12 protein-coding genes are annotated in these 21,996 nt (G+C 36.4%); all 12 read left to right on the top strand.

Features of this window, described 5'->3' with window-relative positions:
- Nucleotides 1–2 precede the first annotated feature (2 nt).
- The 12 genes from ACHCNF_RS08960 to ACHCNF_RS08905 all read left to right on the top strand — a co-directional run bounded on the left by ACHCNF_RS08960 (nucleotide 3) and on the right by ACHCNF_RS08905 (nucleotide 21,995).
- Nucleotides 3–623: a helix-turn-helix domain-containing protein gene (locus ACHCNF_RS08960; RefSeq protein ID WP_408069475.1), complete on the top strand. Its 621-nt coding sequence runs from the start codon at nucleotides 3–5 to the stop codon at nucleotides 621–623.
- Between the two features lies 1 nt (nucleotide 624).
- On the top strand, nucleotides 625–960 hold the full coding sequence (locus tag ACHCNF_RS08955; RefSeq protein WP_408069474.1) for a plasmid mobilization protein: 336 nt from the start codon (nucleotides 625–627) through the stop codon (nucleotides 958–960).
- A gap of 73 nt (nucleotides 961–1,033) precedes the next feature.
- A complete protein-coding gene (locus tag ACHCNF_RS08950; RefSeq protein WP_408069473.1) occupies nucleotides 1,034–2,428 on the top strand; it encodes a relaxase/mobilization nuclease domain-containing protein in 1,395 nt (464 codons plus the stop codon).
- Nucleotides 2,429–2,658: 230 nt separating this feature from the next.
- On the top strand, nucleotides 2,659–3,231 hold the full coding sequence (locus ACHCNF_RS08945) for an MT-A70 family methyltransferase (protein WP_408069472.1): 573 nt from the start codon (nucleotides 2,659–2,661) through the stop codon (nucleotides 3,229–3,231).
- 237 nt (nucleotides 3,232–3,468) lie between these two features.
- Nucleotides 3,469–5,394 (top strand): DEAD/DEAH box helicase family protein, encoded by a 1,926-nt coding sequence (locus ACHCNF_RS08940; protein WP_408069471.1) that lies wholly within the window; start codon nucleotides 3,469–3,471, stop codon nucleotides 5,392–5,394.
- Nucleotides 5,391–8,783, top strand: coding sequence for a DEAD/DEAH box helicase family protein (locus tag ACHCNF_RS08935; protein WP_408069470.1), 3,393 nt, complete (start codon nucleotides 5,391–5,393; stop codon nucleotides 8,781–8,783). Before ACHCNF_RS08940 ends, ACHCNF_RS08935 begins: the two co-directional genes overlap by 4 nt.
- Nucleotides 8,784–8,786: 3 nt before the next feature.
- Nucleotides 8,787–10,676 (top strand): DUF8724 domain-containing protein, encoded by a 1,890-nt coding sequence (locus ACHCNF_RS08930; protein ID WP_408069469.1) that lies wholly within the window; start codon nucleotides 8,787–8,789, stop codon nucleotides 10,674–10,676.
- A 3-nt stretch (nucleotides 10,677–10,679) separates the two neighbouring features.
- Nucleotides 10,680–12,260, top strand: coding sequence for an NERD domain-containing protein (locus ACHCNF_RS08925; protein ID WP_408069468.1), 1,581 nt, complete (start codon nucleotides 10,680–10,682; stop codon nucleotides 12,258–12,260).
- Between the two features lie 250 nt (nucleotides 12,261–12,510).
- Nucleotides 12,511–15,639 (top strand): SNF2-related protein, encoded by a 3,129-nt coding sequence (locus tag ACHCNF_RS08920; RefSeq protein WP_408069467.1) that lies wholly within the window; start codon nucleotides 12,511–12,513, stop codon nucleotides 15,637–15,639.
- Nucleotides 15,629–18,055: a helicase-related protein gene (locus ACHCNF_RS08915; RefSeq protein WP_408069466.1), complete on the top strand. Its 2,427-nt coding sequence runs from the start codon at nucleotides 15,629–15,631 to the stop codon at nucleotides 18,053–18,055. The genes ACHCNF_RS08920 and ACHCNF_RS08915 overlap by 11 nt, the downstream gene beginning before the upstream one ends.
- Nucleotides 18,056–18,060: 5 nt before the next feature.
- Nucleotides 18,061–18,873: a hypothetical protein gene (locus ACHCNF_RS08910; protein WP_408069465.1), complete on the top strand. Its 813-nt coding sequence runs from the start codon at nucleotides 18,061–18,063 to the stop codon at nucleotides 18,871–18,873.
- Nucleotides 18,870–21,995, top strand: coding sequence for an AAA family ATPase (locus ACHCNF_RS08905; protein ID WP_408069464.1), 3,126 nt, complete (start codon nucleotides 18,870–18,872; stop codon nucleotides 21,993–21,995). Before ACHCNF_RS08910 ends, ACHCNF_RS08905 begins: the two co-directional genes overlap by 4 nt.
- The last annotated feature ends 1 nt before the right edge of the window (nucleotide 21,996 follow it).

The raw sequence follows: 21,996 nt of genomic DNA, 5'->3' as shown, positions 1-21,996 counted from the left end.
TTATGGAACCAAGAACAGGAACACCCATAGAGAAATGGGATGAAGTTAATGGAAACATACAGGCTCCGACTCAGATTGCTGGAGCAGAACGTGATACAAATGTAATGCCCATGGTAACGGGTGACATCTCACAGGGAGAACGCTTTACGCAGCTTCGTGAGTCTACCGGTATGAACAGAAAAGAGTTTGCGGAATATCTTGATATCCCTTACAGAACCATGCAGGATTGGGAACGTGATGTCAGGACAATGCCGGCATATGTTTTTTCTCTTATCGAGTATAAGGTCAGGACAGAGTTTGGCATTAAGCTTCCCCAGGAACTTGATCCCAACACAATTGGTAATGTCAGAAGAGGACTTGAAGACCAGATTGAGCAGAATGATAACAATTTGGATGGCATCATCAACAACGTGGTCAATGTCATCGATGATAATGCCAACGGAATCCCTGATGAGGATGAAAAGCTTCATGAGAGGAAGACTGCTACAGAAAAAGATGTAACGCCAAAGGTGAGTGTTCGTGACAAGGAAGAGAAGACATCACTTTTAAAAATGCTTCATGACTGTAAGCTGGAAGATGATGGCAGACCTTGCAGGCAGCTTGCTCCTGAGTTGGTACTTTGATATGGCAGTTAGTTACAGAGAAAAGATACAGATCAAACTGACTCCTGAGGATCTGGAAGCCATCAAAGAAAAAATGGAAAAGGCAGGAGTCAGAAACAGAAGTGCCTACATCAGGAAAATGGCAATTGACGGCTATATCATATTGCTGGATCTTTCTGACATCAAAGAAGTTGTGAGACTTCTTCGCATCAACAGTAATAACATAAATCAGATTGCCAAGAAGGCTAACCAGACCGGAAACATTTACCTTGATGATATAAAAAGCATTCAGGCACAGCAGGAAGAAATATGGGAAGCTGTCAGAGAAGTCATGGAGAGACTTGCGGCAATTAAATAAACAAAGACATGTGCGGTCACGGGTTTAATAACAACCTGTGGCCGCCTTTTTTTGATTCCAAATTGGAGGTAATATGGCGGCAACAAGACTCATTACATTACATATGAATAAAGGAAGGACGCTTCTTCAGTGTCTTCAGGACAGGACAAACTATGCAATGAACCCTGATAAAACTGAAAACGGTGAACTCGTTACTGCATATGCCTGTGATCCTAAGTCAGTAAGTCAGGAATTTCTTTTATCCAAAAGAGATTATGAGCAGAAGACGGGAAAGAAACCCAAGGGCGATGTGATAGCGTATCAGATAAGGCAGTCCTTCAAGCCTGGAGAAGTATCACCGGAGGTTGCAAACAGGATCGGATATGAAACGGCCATGCGGTTTACTAAGGGAGACCATGCATTTATTGTTTCCACCCACACCGACAGGGCTCACGTTCATAACCACATCATATACAACTCCACAAACCTTTCTTGTGATAAAAAGTTCAAGGATTTCTGGCTTTCGGGAATTGCACTAGGGAGACTTTCTAACCTCATATGTCTTGAAAATGGACTATCTGTCATTGCACCGCAGCCTTTTCACAGTAAGACTACTTATATCCATGGAGAAAGGAAGCCGACATTCCGTGATGGACTTCGGGAAAACATAGATATAGCTCTTTCAAAAAAGCCAAAGAACTTTGATGATCTTCTCATGGAACTGTCTTCACTTGGATATGAGATTAAGCGTGGAAAACATATAGCAGTCAGGGGCAAAGGACAGCAGCGCTTTATTAGATTCAGGTCATTGGGACGTGGATATACTGAAGATGATCTGCAAAAAAAGATTGAAGGAGTCGTTAAAGGTGCGGAAGCAAAGAAAAAAACTCCTGATTACAGAGATGACAGTTTTGACCTTTTGCTCAATCTTCAGGACATCATAGCGAAAGGAAAAGGTCCCGGATATGAGACTTGGGCTAAGAAATTCAATGTAAAAAATGTTATGAAGGCAATTCTCTTTTTTCAGGAGCAGGGACTAAGAAGTTATGCTGAACTGGAAAAAAGAGCAGGAGATGCTTCGGAGCGTTTTGATAAACTCAGTTCTGATATAAAAGCATATGAGAAAAGACTAAAGGAAATCTCAGAACTTCGTGGGAACATCATTACCTACAGTAAGACCAAACAGATTTACACCCAGTACAGACAGTCGGGTTACAGTAAAAAGTTTTTTGCTGAGCATAAGGACGAGATCATGGCGCATAAGGCAGCCAAGGATTCTTTTAACAAGATAACCGGAAGACTTCCATCAGTGAAAGAACTTAATGCAGAATATGAAGAAGTACTTTCCCAAAAGAGAGCTGCTTATGCTGAATACAAGCAGGTCAAGAAAGACATGCAGACTTATCAGGTTGCGAAGTATGACATCGACAAGATACTTGGCATCGATGGTCAGCAGAAAGAAACAAAACATCAGGAACACACACGTTAATTATTCGGGCACCGCCATCCGAAACGGTGCCCATATCTATGCCATCATCGGCGATTATTTCCAGTAAAAGCTTCGAAGAAGCGTAGTCAGATTGAAAATCTGATGCGAGGGGATTGGGGATGTGCCCCAACAAGTGAGTGCCGGTCCATACCGGGACACCACTTGCCACGTTAGCGTGCCGGTTTACCGGGGATGGGGCAGGTGATGCTTTTCAAAGGGGGATTTTGATAATGAAAAAAGAAAATGACAATAACAAAAAGAAATATGAAGTGATCTATGCGGATCCGCCCTGGAGATTCAGGACACGTTCTGAAAATGGGAAGGGCAGAAATGCAGAGAGACATTATCCGACAATGACAACGGAAGAGATCTGTAATCTTCCTGTGGCAGATATCGCTTCGGAGGATTGTGTTCTTTTTATGTGGATCACATTTCCAAATCTTTATGATGCGATAAAAGTCATGGAGGCCTGGGGCTTTACTTATAAAACAGTTGCATTCGTGTGGATAAAGCAGAATAAGAAATCGGATTCTCTTTTCATGGGAATGGGTTATTGGACAAGATCGAATGCTGAGGTTTGCGTCATTGCAACCAAAGGACATCCTAAGAGAATCAGTTCAAAGGTCCATCAGGTTATCATCAGTCACATTGAAGAACATAGCAAGAAGCCGGCAGAGACAAGAAACCGGATTGTTCAGCTCATGGGTGATGTTCCAAGAGTGGAACTGTTTGCCAGACAAAAGACCCTTGGGTGGGATACCTGGGGGAATGAAGTGGAAAATGATCTGGAGCTGGCGGCATGAGTAATAGGGGAGAAGCACTTTTTAGTGTGTTTGCCTCTGTTTTTATTGCTATAGGATGAATCAGCAATGAAGAATCATTTCTGCTCAGCTTATTTGGCTATATTTGACAAGCATAAATATATAAAGTGTCATATAATAGAAAATGTAATATGGGACACTATGGGGGATATCTCAATACTAAGAATTAGTATTGAGTGTTTTTGGTGTCCAATTATAAAAATGCTTGGAGAAGAGTAAATGGAAAAAAGGGTATGGCCGCAGGACATTTCTAATAGTGATGATTATCTTGCAATGGAAAAAAAGATTTTTAGTTCATTCAAGAATAAGATTTCTGAGGGATGGCTTATTGTTCATATTGATCCCATTGGAATGAGTAATGAAACAGTAAAAATGGGATTATTTATTTCTGATAAAGCACTTATCACATTTTCTGTACAGGATTGTGTAGATGAGGGACTGTTTTTGCAGAACTCACAGATATACACAAAAATGGTGCATGACAAAATCTACAGTTTATTATGTGAGTCATCTATGCTCATCAATAGATCAGGCGACAAGAAATTTCTTAAATTCCCATACAGACATATAAATATACTTAAACTCGAGAAAAAAGTTTCAGGCGAAAACTCTAAGATTATTTTTGAAAATATTTTTAAAGACGAAAAGACTTTGGAGGCTATTGAGGAAGATCTTTTAAATGAATACGAGTATGAAGGTTTAACTGAGATTGATGATCAGATGGCTGTTTCAATCATTGGTAAGCTTGCCCCTGAATATACAGTTACAAAACCAGAAGTCGTAAAAGTTGATACTGACGAAGTAAATTTTGATGACGTTGATATTGAAGAATTACCAGATATTACTGGAAAAGAAATAGAATATAGCACGTTTTTGCTTGATGAAGAACAAGTTAAATTTGTTAATGAGATGGGAACCGGCCATAGAGTGCTTCTGGCAAATGCTGGAGCGGGTAAAAGTGTTTTGGTTCTTTCTAGGGCATATAGGTATGCCAGTGCTCACAAGAATCAGAAGGTGCTGATTACTTGTTATAACAATAATCTTTGTGATGCATATAGGTTTAAAAATAGCTGTGCTAATTTTGGCGATAACAAAAATGTTTATATACTAACATTCCATAGACTAGTAAAGAAGATATATGAGGAGTGTTTGCATCATAGCATATCTGGAGAGTATCCGACTGAAGCGGAGATTCAGGATCTTCTGCTTTACTTGAACAGAGGAATGGTAAAGTTGGAGTTTTCAGCAATATTTATTGATGAAGTACAGATATTTCAGCCTGTTTATTTGGATATTTGTTATTCGCTTTTGTCAAAAAACAAAGATGCTCTCTTTTTACTTGCAGGTGATTTAAACCAAACAGTTCGAAACCAAAGCCGTAGGGGTGATGCTCCATGGAAAAAGATAAATAATGGTCGCCTGAACTTTAGTGGAAGAGTTAAATACATTTCAAAGAATTATAGAAACAGTCCGCAAATAAGTGCCTATCTAAATGGAATGCTCTTATACATGAATGATCAATTAGCTAAGTGTGGCCTTATAAACAAGGATGAATTTGATTATGACGTTTTTGGAACAGGACCATCTAAAAATGTAGCGTTGAGTGTGCAGACCAATATTTCAAGGATGGATATTACTAAGAAGACTATGGAAGCCCTTGATGAAATTGTGAAGAAATATAAGGTCAGCTATTCTGACATAGCTATACTATATCCGGTATCGCAGCATAGGCTTCTGAACTACTATATTTATATGTGGATTACAAGTGAGCTGAATAAGCGTGGTATAGAGTATTCGCTTATATATGGCAATAATGATGATGGCACCAGAAAGACATATAGTAATACAAGGGGAGTTGTGATTTCTACAATTGATTCTTCTTTAGGATTGGACTTTAAGGCTGTGATTATGGTGGGGCTTTTCCCGTTCAGTTATGTATATACTGAAGGAACAAAAGTTAAGCCTGTTAAGGTTAAGTCTTGGGAACAACTGAAAACTATGTCATCTGATGACCAAGAAAAAGTGAAAATACAGCTGAGAAAAATATATACGGGATGTTCTAGAGCGCGAGAAATTCTGTATGTATTAAGTGACATAGATTCTGGTAGTCCTTTCTCAGATATTTTGGAGGATAGAAGCAAATGAATGATTACAACTTGATTGCGGATTATTTGGCTCATAAGTATATAGATAGAATCTCTGGAAAAGATCTTGGGGATAGAATAGTAGGAGAAAACCCTGCTGATAGAGTTATGACTGGATTGTTGGCAGAGGATCGTGTGGAGCAGACGTTTGAAGGAAATTACAAGGAAAACGAAGAAACACGTTTTCAAAGCATACCTTCAATTAGTTTGAAGTTTACTATTGAAAGAAATGCTGGATCTAAGATTACAATTTATCCCAAAGGGCTCTTGTTTTACTCAGTCAAACCAACTTACGCAGAGGTTGTAAAATTCTTTTTGGATCTTGAGTCTGAAAAGAATAATGAAAGATATAACAGCATTACTGAAATAGCAGATGCTTTTCCGGATAAAAAGGTCAGTTTACCTGTTGTCTATAAAAAGGTTGATATAAAAAGTCTTTTTGAAGATGGCATAGAGGTACAGCTGGATTCTATAGATTCGGAGGGAGTTCATCTTAAGGATAAAATAGATGAAACTCTTCGCGAATATGCAAAGTCAATACAGGGTGACATAGCCATCATGAATGAGATTTCTTTTTCCTATGCAGATCTTATAAATGAGGATATGTTTCCTTTGGTATGCGCAGCAAAAGATGAGAGAGTTATGCCTGCATGGAGCATTGATGTAGTTGCTTCAGTTTCTAATAGTGATGATGACCAGAATGTATTTGTTCAACTTGTAAACAGAACAGAGAAACTGAATGGAAACAATAGGGGATATTTACCGCAGATTTATGATGCTGGCTTAGATATAGTTGGCAATTCGGAAACTAAGTTTAAAGAGATAAGTTTGGATTATTTTAAGAACAACTATAAAGATAGAAAAAAATGTTATTCGATTGCTGAAAATGCATCCAGCGAGTTTGTTGCTTCGGAGAACATGATCTCTACTGTAAATGTGCCTGTGTATTATCAGTTTAGAACAATCACAAATGATGACTTAAACGAGTACATTGAATTTCAAAAACTGATAGATGATCCTATCGGTAATTTGGAAGTGATTCATAAAAAGATGTTAAAAGATTATGAGTCTTGCCAAAAGGAATTTGATTCTTGTAAGGATGACCTTAGCTATCATGCAAGAGATAAGTATGAAATAGCGCTCGAAGAGTATTACCAAGAGATTAATCGATTTGGAAATGGAATAGAGCAAATTAAATATAAAGATCTTGTATTTAAAGCTTTTTCTTTGATGAACAAAACATTTAGTACTAAAGTTCAGGGAGAAACGCGAGTATATAAAGGATGGAGATTATTCCAGATAGTATTCATTGTGTCTCTGATCTGTGAAGTGATTGAGAGTGAATACCCTGAGGATGAATCTGTTAAGAAAATCAATCAGGTTGAAACAGCCAATCTTTTGTACTTTCCAACTGGTGGTGGAAAAACAGAAGCATTTCTCGGCATATCTGTGTTCAATATGTTTTTTGACAGATTGCGTGGAAAAAATGAGGGTGTTACCGGGATACTAAAGTATCCACTCAGACTGCTTGCAGTACAGCAGCTAGATAGAGTGCTTTCAATAGCTATGAAAGCGAATCTTGTCAGAGAAGGTGATGCTAATCTTAAAGAAACAACGCCATTTGCTGTAGGATTTCTTATTGGAAGTGGTAACACGCCAAATAAGATATATGAAAATGATATGTTTGGTGGTGGAAGTGAAGCAATCATTAATGGTGATACAGATACATTAAATGATAGTTACCGCTTTATTGATACGTGTCCAATTTGCAGAAAGAAAATGGTCAATGTGCATTTTGATGCAGATACATGGAGATTAAAACATGTATGTGAAAATCCTGAATGCTCAGTGAATGATTTGCCATTGATGATTATTGATAATGAAATATATAGATATTTACCTTCCTTAGTTGTAAGTACAGTAGATAAGATGGCAGCATTGGGATTTGCTGATGAGTTTAAAATGCTTATGGGACAAGTGAGATGTAAATGTTCCAAGCATGGTTTCTCATGGACAAATAAATGTGCAGCTAAGTTTTCTTGTAAAGAAAATTTGGAAGAGATACAGCCTCTTAAAGACCCAATTCCTACATTGATGATTCAAGACGAGATGCATTTGGTTAAAGAAAGTCTTGGGACATTTGATGCACATTATGAATCATTTTTGAAATACTACGCTGAAAAACTTGTGCCAGAAGAGCAAAGGAAGCACATCAGATTTATTGGTGCTACCGCTACGATTTCAATGTATGAAGAGCATATTAAGCACCTATATCATATGCGAGGCAGAAGATTCCCTTGTGAATATCCGTCAAGGAAGGCTGGAAAGAATTTCTACTCTTATACGGATGAAAATGATATTACGAGAGTAATATTAGGTTTTGCCCCATATGGCAGATCAATCCACGCTGGAATGTGGGAAGCTGTCTATAATATGAGGCTTATTGTCTGTGATTTGATGAAGAATCCACAGAAGACCTATGATGATTTAAAAAAGGTAGGATATAAAGGCTCGCTTGAAGATTTGGAAAATGCGCTGTATGACTATTGGATTGAACTTGTTTATAACAATCGAAAAGACGATGTCATGAATTTGGATAATGCGTTTTCAAATATGGCAAATGATAGGCTGCAAGCAAAGGGATTGCCTTTGTTTGTTAGTTCACAGATGACAAGTGATACAAACTTCCAAGAAGTAAGAAAAACATTATTTGATATTCAGTCAAACAGGAAAAATGTAAAGAGTACAAACCTGATACTGGCCACAAGTACCATTTCTCACGGAGTCGATGAGGAATCATTTAATAACATGTTTTTCTATGGAATGCCTAATACAAATGCGGAATATATTCAAGCATATTCTAGAACCGGTAGAAAGTATACTGGAATAGTTGTTGACATTATCAGACTTCTAAGAGTAAGAGATAGGGCATATCTTAAGAATTTTGTCCTTTTCCATGAAAACAGGGATGATCTGGTTGAGAGTGTGCCAATAAATAGATGGGCTAAAAATGCTATTTATAATACATTGCCAGGACTCCTGAATGGGTTGATACTGCAGTATTATCCAGTGAAATTAGGATTGGATTCTTTGAACAAAACAAATGCATTAAAAAAATGCCTTGTCGAGGAAACAATTACAATTGCAGATGTTGTTGAGAAGATGATAGGTATTTACGGTTGCTCACAGATTGAAAAGTTATCATTGAATTATGAAGAGATAATCAAGAAGGAAGTTTATGATATCTTAACTCAGATAAAGAATGGTTTCTTTGATGATAATGATACTACTCGTAAGACGATTAAGAGTGTTTACAGAAAACATTTTGAGCCTATGACGAGTCTAAGAGATACAGAAGAAACAATAGAAGTATCAATGATGGAGAGATAAGTTATGAGAAGAAGTAAGAGCCAAGCTGTATATAAAATTCTCCCTGGAATGTGGGTAGCAGATAAAGATCGTTATGGTAAAAGTGCTACTGCCTTGGTAAAAACATGGAATTACAAAAAGATGGATGGCATATATTCTAGTTTTATTGAGGCGGAAATAAAAAGGCAAATTAGGCTTTTTGCTTTACGTGGTGGAGATATAAGTTCATTTAATGTTGATGAGAGCAAGGAGTCATTTTTAATAGTCGAAGCTGCTTGTCGCCCAGGAATTCCCGATATTACTGCTGAACTATCACCATTGGTGTATTATTGCCCTGAGTGCCATAGGGCCACACAATTTAGAAGACCGGCCGATGTTACACGAGATTGTCCAATTTGTAAGCAGGGTAAAATAAAACAGTTACAGCTTGTCTATCCATGTGAGTGTGGGTATGCAAGTCCTATTCTGATTCCGAAGATAAATGGGATTAAGGAGTTTTACTATCATCCAACGGAAAAAAGATATGGAATGTTCTATTATCAGGGAAAGAACAGGAACTTCAAAGAATTTGGCATGAAGTGTCCCAACTGTGGACAGTATATTCAGAGAGATAGTGCAGAGGCTGGCTCTAATTACAAGGCATTCAATACAAATGTAATTAATCTCATAGGACCAGATATGGGAAAATTCTATGAAAAAGGAGAAGCAGCTAGAAAGCTTATTGTTTCAAAATGGTTTAATTGCATTTCGCAAGATGGCTTTGAGAATATTGTAAAAAATTCTGATACAGCGTTTAGCGAGAAGACTACTAATAGTGCAATCCGAGAAGAAGCAGAGAAACAGGCAAGGGCATTACTGAGCATGGGGCTGATTAAGGAAGATCAGCTTGAGCAGACGATTAGTTCACTTGCACAGAGCAGTAATGACAATGAACTCAACATAGAATCTTATGTTTCTGCATGCGACAACATTTTTATGAAGGAGAAGAATGAATCTGAAGAAAACTATCGAGCTTGGATTAACAATTTTGCCTTCAGTTTGATGCAGTATGAAACAATAAAGAATGCCAATATCGTTATAACGTTGGATGAGTCAATTGATCAGCAGTTGGATATAGGCTTTATTGATCATAAGAACGAGATAGAAAAATTAAATAGCAAATTAGGAATAAGTAATGTTCAGGCGTCTGGAAATGTAGAAATCGTAAGTTGCTCATATGGTTTTACGCGTAAGGTTACAGATCCGCATAGTGCTAAAGGCAATTTGAAATTGGTTGCTTTTGATAGAGATGCCGATACGGATAGACATTTGGTGTATGGAACAAAGCTAGAGACAGAGGGTATCCTTTTTGATATTGATAGAGTTAAGATTCTTAAATGGCTTTTATGCAACAACATAATTGAAGAGAATCAGATGCCTGATATTGAAGATGAGACTGCTGTAAGGAAATGGTTTGCGCAGAATGTACATAGTGAAAATATAAGTACCTTTGGAGGTATTGATGATAATGATCCAATAACTAAAAATGTCTTTCTGCTGTTACATTCTATGTCACATGCATTTATAAACACTGCAGGTGAGATGTCTGGTATTTCAGCTAATTCATTAACTGAAATTATTTTTGTAGAAACATGCAGTATATTTGTGTATTCGCAGTCAGGTCAAGGACAGATATTAGGATCTCTTTCGGGAATGTTTGAGTCTCTTTTTGGTAGATATTTGAAGAGAGTATATTCCGATAATCGAGAGTGTGTATTTGATCCTATTTGTGTAGATAGAGATGGCTCTTCATGTCAGGGATGCTTGGTGCTTGCAGATACTTCTTGCAAATACTTCAATACGCAGCTGGGAAGAAAGTATTTATATACGTTAAAGACTGAAAAAAATAATTTAATTGGATTTTGGGAGATGTAAGCGATGGCTATAATGTATCCAAAAAATATAACAGAATACTTACCAACAGAATCTGAGAGATTCGTATATAACGAATTACAAAAGCAGTTACCAGATTCCTTTGTTGTGTTTTATTCTGTTGAATGGTCTAGAGACAATCACGGTAAAATGGAGAAATCTGAGGCGGATTTTATTGTCACACATCCAAATTATGGTTTTCTTTGTCTAGAAGTTAAAGGGGGATCCAGAATCTACATCCAGGACAACGAGTGGTATGTTGAGGATGGAAAATATGGTTCTCGCAGGCTGAGCAGATCTCCATATAAACAAGCAGAAGAGAGCATGTATTATTTTAAGGATTTGTATGCGAAAAGTGCCAATATTAGGTACAATGGCATATTTGCTGCTGGTGTAGTATTCCCGTTCTTTAATGTCAATAATCTTAAGGTTGATATAAGCGATAGACAATCAGAGTGTACTATTGATTGTGCTAAGATGGATGATCTTTTATCCGCTGTTAAGGCTATGTTCAAAACATGGGGCGGTAGCAAGTTTGGACTTAATATGTATAGTGCTAGTGAACATGCTGCATTACTTGAACTTATAAAGAAGAGAATTGCTATATCTGCAGCTGCTGGATCGCTAATAAAGTATAAAGAACAGCAGATGGAAGTGATTAATAGAGTCCAAGATAATTACATCTATTTTCTGTCAAACTATGAGCAGTTTTACATTAGAGGTGGTGCAGGAACAGGAAAAACTTGGATAGCTATTAAGATGGCTAATCAGGAAGCTGAAGCTGGAAAATCAGTTTTGGTTACATGTGTCTCTCGTGAATTGGCGAAGATGATTGAGGGCAATGTTTCAGAGGCGGTTAATGTTAGAGATTTAAAAACACTGATTACTGAGGTTACAGACAATTATGATGCTGAAAACGAAAACTATGAAGGTGTATTGTCAGCTATGAAAAAGGATGTGCCAAAGTATGATGCGATATTTATTGACGAGGCACAGGATCTTAGTGAAGAAACAGCATGCCTGATAAAGTGTCTACTAAAGGATGAAAAGCATTCCAAGTTGGGTGTCTTCTACGATGATGTTCAAAAGGTTAAAGAAGATAGTTTTGGTGATGCATTTATGATTGACTCTCCACCATTTCTTTTGAGGGAGAATATCAGAAACACCTCAAATATCTATAGTTATGCGATGGAGAATACTAACCTTGGAACAGATGTTATTAGAAATCCTGTAGAAGGACCAATACCTACAAGGGAAAAGATACGAGATAGAAAGCATTTGAATCAGAGATTAGAAAACTTGCTCAAGGAATTTATTGTTGATGAAGAACTGAGAAATGATTCTTTAGTAATTCTGTTTGAAAATGAGGAGGACCGCGATTATTACTTGAATAACGGACTAGCTCAATGGTGTTTCACAGAATGTACCCCAACTAAAGAAAATGAAATAAAAGTTAGTAGCGCATTTGACTATAAGGGGCTTGAAGCTGATATGGTCATCTATGTAAGAAGCAGTAATGCATCAGAGAACATTAATTACATTGCCTATACAAGAGCGAAATACTATCTATATGAATTAATAAAATAAAGGAGTCAATGTAATGCAGATAGTTGAAAACATGTTTGTGCGCTGTCCTTTGATAGACAGGGAATATCCAATGGATCCCAGAGATTTTGTAATGGGAAAAGTGACAGAAGTGGATGAGTTTGCACAGACGGTGGATGTTACATTCCTGGATCCATATGGCCATAGAAAATTTTATGAGCATGTGCCCGAAAATGGAAAGTATCCTTTATATATGGTGACGCATTGTGAACTATATAAAGGATCTAAGGTTATGTACAAAAGACTCTTTGATAGTCATGTTGTGAAATGCTTGGTGCGTCCGGATGACTTATATGAATACTATATCCAAATTGATGCAACTAAAGAAATAGTAAAAGCCTCTGAAAAAGATATAACTGCGAGTTTTATCAATGGTTGGATTAGTCCTAAGGTGCAGTTAAAGAATTATGAGTTTCAAAATCCAAGCTGGTACTTGGGAAGAAGTGTTGTAAATAAGGCGAATAAAACCCTAGAAAACTCAATAATGGGGTTCAAGGAATTGGCGGGATGCAAGATTTTTCTTTTGCCGCATCAGGTCAATTCAATAATGCGTTGTGTGCAAAAGGTTCCATGCAGGTATATGCTTGCAGATGAAGTTGGTATGGGAAAGACTATTGAAGCAGCTTCTGTATTAAAGCTTTATTTACTAGATCATGCCAATAGCAATGTTTTAATTGTTGTTCCAGATGCATTAAAGGAGCAGTGGAGAGTTGAGCTGTTTCTGAAATTTGGAATGGATATAGGAGAAGATGCTCTTGGAAATCATATTGAAATAGTTTCAGTGTCAGAATTGACCTCAGAGGAAACAGGGGCAGAATGGGATTTTGTAATTTGTGACGAGGTCCATAGATTTTTAACTTCTAAAACTGATTATGAAAAACTTCACAGTATAAGCAAAAATGCAGAAAATATTCTTTTGCTCTCAGCAACCCCATTGCAGAAAAAGACAAAGGATTATTTGCAGTTACTTAGATTATTGGAACCAGATAAGTATGATTCAAAGAAAGAAAAAGACTTTTCTGAATTGGTCGGGTTACAAAGCGATATTATAAATTCTATTGTCACGATAATAGATGACATTGAGGATTTGAGCGAAAACGCAGAAGAAATCGGAGAAGATTCTGATCCTAGGGAAGATGAGGAATGTAAAGAATTGTTCGAGGATATCGTTTCCGATCTTGAAGAAATCTACGACATTATTGAGGACGATACCTATAAGGGATTAGTTGAGAAGATAGCATTTGATGATGACGATTTGGGATTGCAGGGAATGCAGAATGCTATATCTTACATCTGCGATAACTACCAGCTTGAAAGAAATATTATTAGAAATAGGCGAAATATACTTTTTAGCGATGACATTACTGATCAAGTTAGGCCTGTAAGAAAATTGCATAAAGAGATTTCATATCAAGCGGGTGAGAATGAATACGCAACATATCAGCGGATAGTAGATATTATTGAAGAGAACGAAGACAGAGATGCTGAGACAGTGGTGAATCTTTATCAGCCTGTTTTGAGTGCGTTTTTTAGTTCTGCTGCAGCGTTCAATGAGGCTTTAAGAGTAGCAGCTCCGTTGTTTAAAAAAGATAAAGACCTTGCAGATAGTGCAAAAAAATGGATGCTTGAAGAGCAGGACTGCGCAGAGCATATTACTGATAAGATAGAGAATCCAGATGCATTTGATAACAGAATTGTGCATGTTATTGATTATCTCGATCAAGAATTGTACGAAGAGAAAGTGGTATTATTTACCAATTTTATTGATACATTCAATGTTTTTAAGGAAGCATTGATCAACAGCTTTGATGAAGACGAACTTTGCTTCTTCTCTAAAGATATGGATATTGATGATCTTGAATTGAATGTATATAGATTTCAAAATGAGAAAAATTGTAGGATTCTTCTTTGTGATAAGACAGGAGGAGAAGGAAGAAATTTCCAAAACGCTGATTATATAGTTCATTTGGACATTCCGTGGGAAGCAAATGATATTGAGCAAAGAATAGGAAGACTAGATCGATTGGAGCGCGATCCGGAAAGACCGGATGTGAATTCCGTAGTTATATATTCGGGCGATACATTTGAACAGCAACTATTTAAGTTTTGGAATGAGGGATTAAATGTTTTTTGCGAATCCCTTAGTGGCTTGGAAATAATTCTTGAGGATATAAATAGTAGACTATATAAAGCGATAGCTGAGGACTTCAGATATGGCTTATTCAATGTTGTGCCAGATATAGTCGAGGTTACTAAAAAACTAAAGTCAGAAATCAGGAAGGAACAAAGATTTGACACTATTGGCTATTTCTATAAGCCGATGAATAGAGAACTTACGAGACTTGTTCGCTATTATAATGAGAATGAAAATGAATTGTTCTTTAAAACGATGATGAATTGGGCTTCTTTGGCTGGATTTAAACCGAATGCAAGCGGAAAGTTTATGACTTTCAATGCGAGTTCGTTTTCAATAAAATCTGCAGAGAATACATTGCTTATTCCTCCGGATTGGACAGCTTATGTTCAAGAAAAGCAGAATGTTTTTGCTAATAGAATACGTGAACTATATGCAGATTATAAATCTAAACCTTTAGATGATGGCAATTCAATAAGAGGTACATTTGACAGAAAAACAGCAATTTCAAATGACTATGTTCATTTTTTTGCACCGGGTGATGATATTTTTGACTGTATTATTGATAATGCAACAAAGTCGACTAAAGGACAAGCTGCGGCGTTTGCTGTCGAGACTGATATTGAATGGATGGGATTCATATATTCATTTTCAGCAGAGCCTAACGAAAAAATACTGCTCGATAATGGTATATCACCGATTGAAATATCATATTTTAAGAATTTTATTTCTTCAGACATTGTTGACATACCGATAGGAAATAATAAATATGCTGAGATACCTAAATCTAAAGTGCTTAATGCATATAAAGAAGCGCTTGAATTGGGGTATAAGGAAACACATAAATCAATAGATCATTTTGGAAGAAGAAGTAAAAAAGGCGGATTCATGCATATACCGATGAGATATAACATTTCAAACCTTGAGTGGTTTAAGTCGAAATACCCAAAGGAATCATGGGAAGAAGATGTAGATCTCACATATGACATAGCCAGAAAGACTGCACTTAAGGAAATTGCAAAAAAATCGCATCTAAAAAATGCAAAGGAAGAAATACAGCGAATAATTGCAGCACAGATATCGTCTGATAAGTATTATAAAAGAGAAGAAGTTGATATTGAGGAACTGCAGAACAAGTATGATGTAATATTTGATTGTCTTAAGCACCCTCAAGTCAAATTGGAATCTGCATGTTTTGTATGGATGGTAAAAAGGAATGACTATTAACCGAATCAATGAATTAGTTGAAGAGTATTTTAATGGAAAAACTGATGAATTCGCTTGGTATGAACTGGACGAAGAGCTGGTGAATGAAACTGTTTTTCATAAAAATGTAGTTGAGAGATTGGTTAAGACCTTTGAGAAATCTAGAGATATTGCAAGAATAACCAATGATTATCTTTGCGCCCTAAGGGAATATCTCATAGTGTTTCAGACATCTTTGTTACTTGATGATAGTAGTTTTGCTGATTCTAATAAATATGGCCTTTTGAAGAATACCGATGGCAGGATATACGCCACATTGGATTTGCCAAAGGGTATCAAAGAAAAGTTTGTGAAAGAAGCTTTTCAAATAGAAAGTACTAACCTACATACAAGGGAAAGTAAGTATTTATTAAAAACAAATAATTTCATCAAAGATTTAACTGGCTATGATAAGTTTGAAACCGAAGCACAAAAGCTTTGTGTTATGGGAGCATTAAGACTTGCAAAAGGCTTTAGTATGATGGCTGTGCTTCCTACTGGTGGCGGAAAGAGCTTAATAACACAATCCATAGCGTATCAAGAAGATGGGCTAACTCTTGTTATAGTTCCTACAATATCATTGGCACAAGATCAGGAAATATCTGCTAAAAAAACGATAAGACGAATTACGAGTCAAGAAATATATAGTTATTCAAGTGGTTCTAAGAATAGAGATGAAATAATTGGTTCTATAAAGAATAAGACAGCTAGATTGCTATTTATTTCTCCTGAGGCTTTGATTCAGAATGAAGACTTCGCTGCAGCAGTTAAAAAAGCAAATGCAGATAAATACTTAAAAAATATAGTTATCGATGAAGCACATATTGTTGTTGAATGGGGAGATTATTTTAGAACTGATTATCAGTCTCTTGAGCCTTGGAGGAGACATATTCTTCAGGATAACCCTGACATAAGAACGATACTGCTGTCTGCTACTGTGGATAAAAAGACTGGTTCTTTACTTAGAAAAATGTTTTCAGATGGAGACAAATGGATAGAGTATCGATGCGATGCTTTAAGAAAAGAGCCCAGATACTGTGTTGTTAAGACTGCTTCTTATCGTGAGAAAAAGCAAAGAATATTGGATATGGTAAGGAAACTGCCACATCCGATGATTATCTATACTCTTAGACCGGAAAGAGCGGAAGATATTAAAGCGTGGCTTGTTGAAGATGGGTATATGGGTGTTGAAACATATACTGGAGAAACAAGAAGTAGCGAAAGAGAAGAACTATTAAAATCTTGGAAAGATAATGATTTTGATCTGATGGTTGCAACATCAGCATTTGGAATGGGTGTGGATAAACCAGATGTCAGGACGGTTATTCATGAATTTGTGCCGGATAATCCCAATTTGTTTTATCAGGAACTGGGCAGAGGAGGAAGAGATGGATTACCATGCCTTAGTATAATGTGCATTTATCCTGATGTTGATTTGGATATTACTAACAGAACTAAGGTATTGGGAGAAGAAAAAGCGTTGGGAAGATGGAATACTATGTATCATAGTCCTAAGTCTCGCAGAGTCGAGGATTATGTGTATATAGATACTAAAATAAAGCCCCAGTACAACTTGACGTATGTTTATGACGTTGCTTCGTCTTATGACGTTCAGTGGAATATTAATCTTCTTTTACTACTTAGGAGATATGACCTCATTGACATTATAGATATGGAATACGAAAAAGATGAGGATAGGTATATTTTCAAAATCAAAATTATTGATGATAGACTAACAATAAGCACGAACAAGACGGAAGAACTATTGGCAGAGGTTCGGGAAAAGGAAAAGGATACGTTTAGTAGGAATTTCAGTATATTGAGAAAACATATTGATAAATGCGACAAACAGTGTTTGTCTGAGATGTTTTTAGATACTTATCCGCTTGTATCAGAATACTGTGCTGGATGTAATAGCCATGATTATAAAATATCAGATGATGATGAGAGGTTTGAACTAAGAAATAAAGTCGACTATATTCCAGCTAAAAAGGAGTCTGATTCGTTATTTAAAGAAAGTGCATATATCATTACCAATGATTATAATGATTCTTTAAAACGCTTGGTAGAGCATGGGATAGATATCATTTTGACCGATGATGAAACACTTCTGGATAATATTGGCGTCGATAAAACTGACATAGTATATCTGAACTTTTATGAGTTCAGAAAACTAAATGAAGAACGGCAAAAAATGTTTCTAAATGGCCGAGTCGTAGTGTTTTATTCTTCGGAGCAAAAAACTTTTTTGAAGGAGTTTTCTGTAGTTAGTCGATACCGCTCAGAGCAGCAAATAGTCATAAATGTGATGCATGAAGATTTTGTTGTAGACAATGATAACAAGAAAGCGTCGGCATATATAGGATGTAATGTCACGAATGAATTAATGGAAGGATAAATAGTATGTTTGATTCAACAATGAAGACAATGGCTATACCAGAGCGAGTTTTTGCATTGTGTCAGGTGCTAAAGGGAGGAACAATATCCGAAGAAGATGCAAAAAAAATGTTTGAGCCAGGCACATTAGCGGGCAATTCTCCTTATTTTGGGGCAGTAAGAACTGCTGCTGAACAGATAGGATTAATAGAGACTAATGCAGATTCGAAAGAAATTAGGCTTTGTGTGGATAAAAAGATTGTAGAGAATATGCAATCTATGAGGACTTACGTAAATAGTAAAATAGAGACTTTTTCTGATGGGCAGTTTTATAAGACAACTAGGACATGGATGCATAATAGTGGTGAATTGTTTAATGTAGATAAGGATTTGCAAAGTGTATCAAAGATGGTTGGTATACTAAATAAATATGATCCTGATTTAAAGTTAGATGAAGACTCGATGAGAGCTTGGAGATTTTGGTCATCATTTTTGGGGTTTGGGTACTTGCATGATATGTTTTTTATGCCAAATGCAGCAACATACTTATGGGATAGTATAAAAAATTCGGGAATAAAAACTAAGAAAATCTATACAATAACTGATTTTTTTGAATCATTACAGCCATTTACAAATATTTGCTTAAGTGATGATGAGATAAGCAAGAGAAAAATGAATTTTGCTGTTTCTAACGCTATGAGGACACTTAATGACTTGGGAGTGATAGAGCTGAAATATGTAAATGATAGGGAAGACGAGTGGAATTTAACGCCTATGCCATTACATGCTTTTTCGTCATTAGTAACAGATGTTGAGTATAAGGGAGATAAAATAGCATGAATTCAGAAATAGCTAAAAGTAGAATAAATGAGGTTTTACGTCCAGATACTATGACTACGTCAAGAGGAGATTTCTTGGCAACACATGTCACAGTAAGTGGAATAGAACTATATTCAAAATTTGATCCAAATGATCCCTTGAAGTCTGTTAAATATAGAGAGGCTGAGGGTGAGGAGGATGTGTTTGAGCAGTTTGTCTCACAGCCAGGAGATAAGCATCAGTTTATGCTTGTAATGGGTGAAAGCGGTGCTGGTAAATCACATCTCATAAGATGGTTTAATGAGCGCTTGGAAAATATTAAGCCTGAAGATGAAGTTGTTCTTTTTATTAGAAGAAGTGACAACACTCTGAAGGGTACGATAAAGCAATTGTTGGAAAAGCCTGAAGTTGCGAATTTGGAGAATAGTGAAAGGCATAAAAGACTTGTAGAAGCTACATCTGTAGTTGATGAAAAAAAGTTAAAAAGTGAGATCCTTTCAAAATTTGTACTGGAAGTAGCCAATGATGAAAACGATGATGAAGACGGAGAAATTCAACTTAGACGTACAGATCGCAGACGTCTAGCGGCTTTTTTGAAATATAAAAGTATAGAAGATAAACTGAAAAGAATAGATGGTCCTATAGATAGAATCTATCTAAAGGTTGCGCAGTCAAATACTATTCAAACTGATGTTGACGCATCATTTGCAGCAGCTGATTTTGAGCTGGATGATGAAGAAGCAGAAGATGTTGAGAATAATGCTGATAAAGATACTGTGAGAATGGCACACGAGTTGGCGACTCACCCTGAAAAAACTCAGATTATTGCCAACTATCTCAATAACTTTTTGGATACCGTTATTCAAAGATGTTCCGGATTGGAACCTGGAGATTTTGAAGAGATTTTCAAGGATATAAGACGAGAACTCAAAAAGCAGGGAAAGAATCTCACAATACTTATAGAGGATATTACTTCATTCACTGGACTTAATGCTGCGTTATTGAATGCATTAACTACAGAACATACTGGATATGGCAATGAGGATCTTTGCAGGGTTTCTTCTGTGATTGGTATTACAACAGGTTATTATAAGGATCTGTTTAAGACGAATTATCGTGCCAGAGTATCATTGTTTGTTAATCTTCCAAATGATATTTTTACAGAAGATTATCTGTATGAATTTGTTGGAAAATACCTAAATGCTATGTCTTTGACTAATGAACAGATTAATGATTGGGTTAAAGATGGAGCCCTTCCAGATAATTATCCTGTTCATAATATCGTTGAGGGTGCAAACTGGGAATCCTATAGCCTGAACAATGGAAGTAGACTATCGCTATATCCATTCACTCGGGCCGCAATACGGAATTTATATAGTTACAGATTATCGACTAACCAGTTAAGGACACCTAGATATATTCTGCAATATATCATAGAACCTATAGCAAAGGACATATTATATAGAAAAGAAAGTTTTCCTAATGTTGAAGAATTGAATCAATATAATAACAATACTTCAACGGTGATGAGAAATAAAATCTTTAACATGCAAAATGTAAGTGATAGTGATAAGGAAAGACTTTATCTTTTTGTTTGCATGTGGGGAAATGGAAAAGATACCTCAACTAAGGGTGATGATGGGACAATATTTATATCAGGTATATCTGAAAAAATATTTGATGAATTGAAGTTGCCTATTATCACAAGTTTGACAGTTGAGAAAGATAGTGGTGGAGCTACTGCTCAGGCTGAGACAGCACCTACGACTGCAAAGGTAGAGACTTCTTCTGGAAAACCTTCAAAACCGGTTACAAAGGTTGTAAGTGAGTCGAAAAAGAAGATTGATAATGCATTAGGTGCACTGGAAAAATGGATTAATGGAGGCGACATTAATGTTGGTGCTACAACAGGAAATGTTGTTCTATTAAGTGATGCTAGAGATAACATTAATAAGTTTTTAACTTCAGGAGCAATAAATTGGCAATGCGAAGGGGTATCTGATGATAATATTTCGAAGATAAGTAAATCCAAGAATAAGATAATCGGATTTGAGAGACAGACAAAAGGTTTGGACAATGCTTTGTTTGTGCTCCCGGCAAATAGATCAACTCAAACTGTTATAGAAGCTTTTATCAGGTGGTCAGTTGAAGGCAAAGAAAGCTGGAATTTTGAGAATGGTGATTACTTTGCGTTAGCAGTTGAGACATGGGTTGAATCGGTTAAGCCAGAGTTGGTAAAGGCAATTAAGCGCGCGGCTGATGGCATGAACACTCGATATCAAGAGTTTTCAATGGCGGAGGAAGTTCTTAGGCAGATTCTTTTTGGACAAATTGATGACTGGAAGAAGTATAACAGTGATGAGTTTTTGAAAAATGATATTTCTTCTGTTCCGAGCAAAAATGAGCATTCTAGAGAATGGATATCACTGCAGGATTTGTTTAAGAGAGCAGAAGCTGATAAGAATAACAGAGAAACTTGTCTTAACTACTATAACCTTAAACAAGGTAAGGGTGGATCGAAGATATATCTTGATAGAATAAGCTTTGACGAAACATTCAATCTCATAAAGAAAAACAAGATTGCCTTTAAAGATGTGGAAACAAAAGATATTGTTGCGGTAAGAGATAAGTTTAGGGAAAACTATTTAGATATATATAGCAGAATGGATAAAGCTTGTAAGGCTGAAAGACAAAAGGTGTTGGAATATGTTCAGGCTTTAAATACCTTGGCTGGGAAGAGTGAATTTAATCAGACAGAAATAGTGGAATTGGCTGATAATGCCATTTCTTTCTATGATTCCGTAAATGATGCAAGATTATATGCAAAGCACGGTGCAGATGAGCTCAACGCAATCAAAAAGAATAAGAAGAATATTAGTGATTCTCTAACCTACATGAGACAGATTATTAAGGAGGATGACTGGATAAAGCAAATGATTCTTATGTCAAAAGATCCATTATTACATGTTGTGCCATTTCTAGAGCTCATCAAGAAGTTAGTAAATGATCTCGAAAATGTTTCAAAGCAGATAGAATCTAAGAAATCAGAAGTTCTTGAAAAAACAGGTAAAGAGCTAAAACAACCATATCAAAACGAGGAAGATATTATTGAAGAGTGCATTATTTCATTAGAGAGGTTGTAAT

The sequence above is a fragment of the Butyrivibrio sp. NATIVEDY162 genome, from assembly GCF_045999815.1.
Classification (GTDB): Bacteria; Bacillota; Clostridia; order Lachnospirales; family Lachnospiraceae; genus Butyrivibrio.
The sequence above is the reverse complement of the archived record's forward strand: the minus strand, read 5'-3'. Positions and strand labels throughout refer to the sequence as shown.

Excerpts from the sequence above, each read along its gene's own strand:
- ACHCNF_RS08910 (WP_408069465.1), top strand. The coding sequence starts at position 18,061 with ATGTTTGATTCAACAATGAAGACAATGGCTATACCAGAGCGAGTTTTT.
- ACHCNF_RS08930 (WP_408069469.1), top strand. The coding sequence starts at position 8,787 with ATGAGAAGAAGTAAGAGCCAAGCTGTATATAAAATTCTCCCTGGAATG.
- ACHCNF_RS08905 (WP_408069464.1), top strand. The coding sequence starts at position 18,870 with ATGAATTCAGAAATAGCTAAAAGTAGAATAAATGAGGTTTTACGTCCA.
- ACHCNF_RS08950 (WP_408069473.1), top strand. The coding sequence starts at position 1,034 with ATGGCGGCAACAAGACTCATTACATTACATATGAATAAAGGAAGGACG.
- ACHCNF_RS08945 (WP_408069472.1), top strand. The coding sequence starts at position 2,659 with ATGAAAAAAGAAAATGACAATAACAAAAAGAAATATGAAGTGATCTAT.
- ACHCNF_RS08955 (WP_408069474.1), top strand. The coding sequence starts at position 625 with ATGGCAGTTAGTTACAGAGAAAAGATACAGATCAAACTGACTCCTGAG.
- ACHCNF_RS08925 (WP_408069468.1), top strand. The coding sequence starts at position 10,680 with ATGGCTATAATGTATCCAAAAAATATAACAGAATACTTACCAACAGAA.
- ACHCNF_RS08920 (WP_408069467.1), top strand. The coding sequence starts at position 12,511 with ATGTACAAAAGACTCTTTGATAGTCATGTTGTGAAATGCTTGGTGCGT.
- ACHCNF_RS08915 (WP_408069466.1), top strand. The coding sequence starts at position 15,629 with ATGACTATTAACCGAATCAATGAATTAGTTGAAGAGTATTTTAATGGA.
- ACHCNF_RS08935 (WP_408069470.1), top strand. The coding sequence starts at position 5,391 with ATGAATGATTACAACTTGATTGCGGATTATTTGGCTCATAAGTATATA.
- ACHCNF_RS08940 (WP_408069471.1), top strand. The coding sequence starts at position 3,469 with ATGGAAAAAAGGGTATGGCCGCAGGACATTTCTAATAGTGATGATTAT.
- ACHCNF_RS08960 (WP_408069475.1), top strand. The coding sequence starts at position 3 with ATGGAACCAAGAACAGGAACACCCATAGAGAAATGGGATGAAGTTAAT.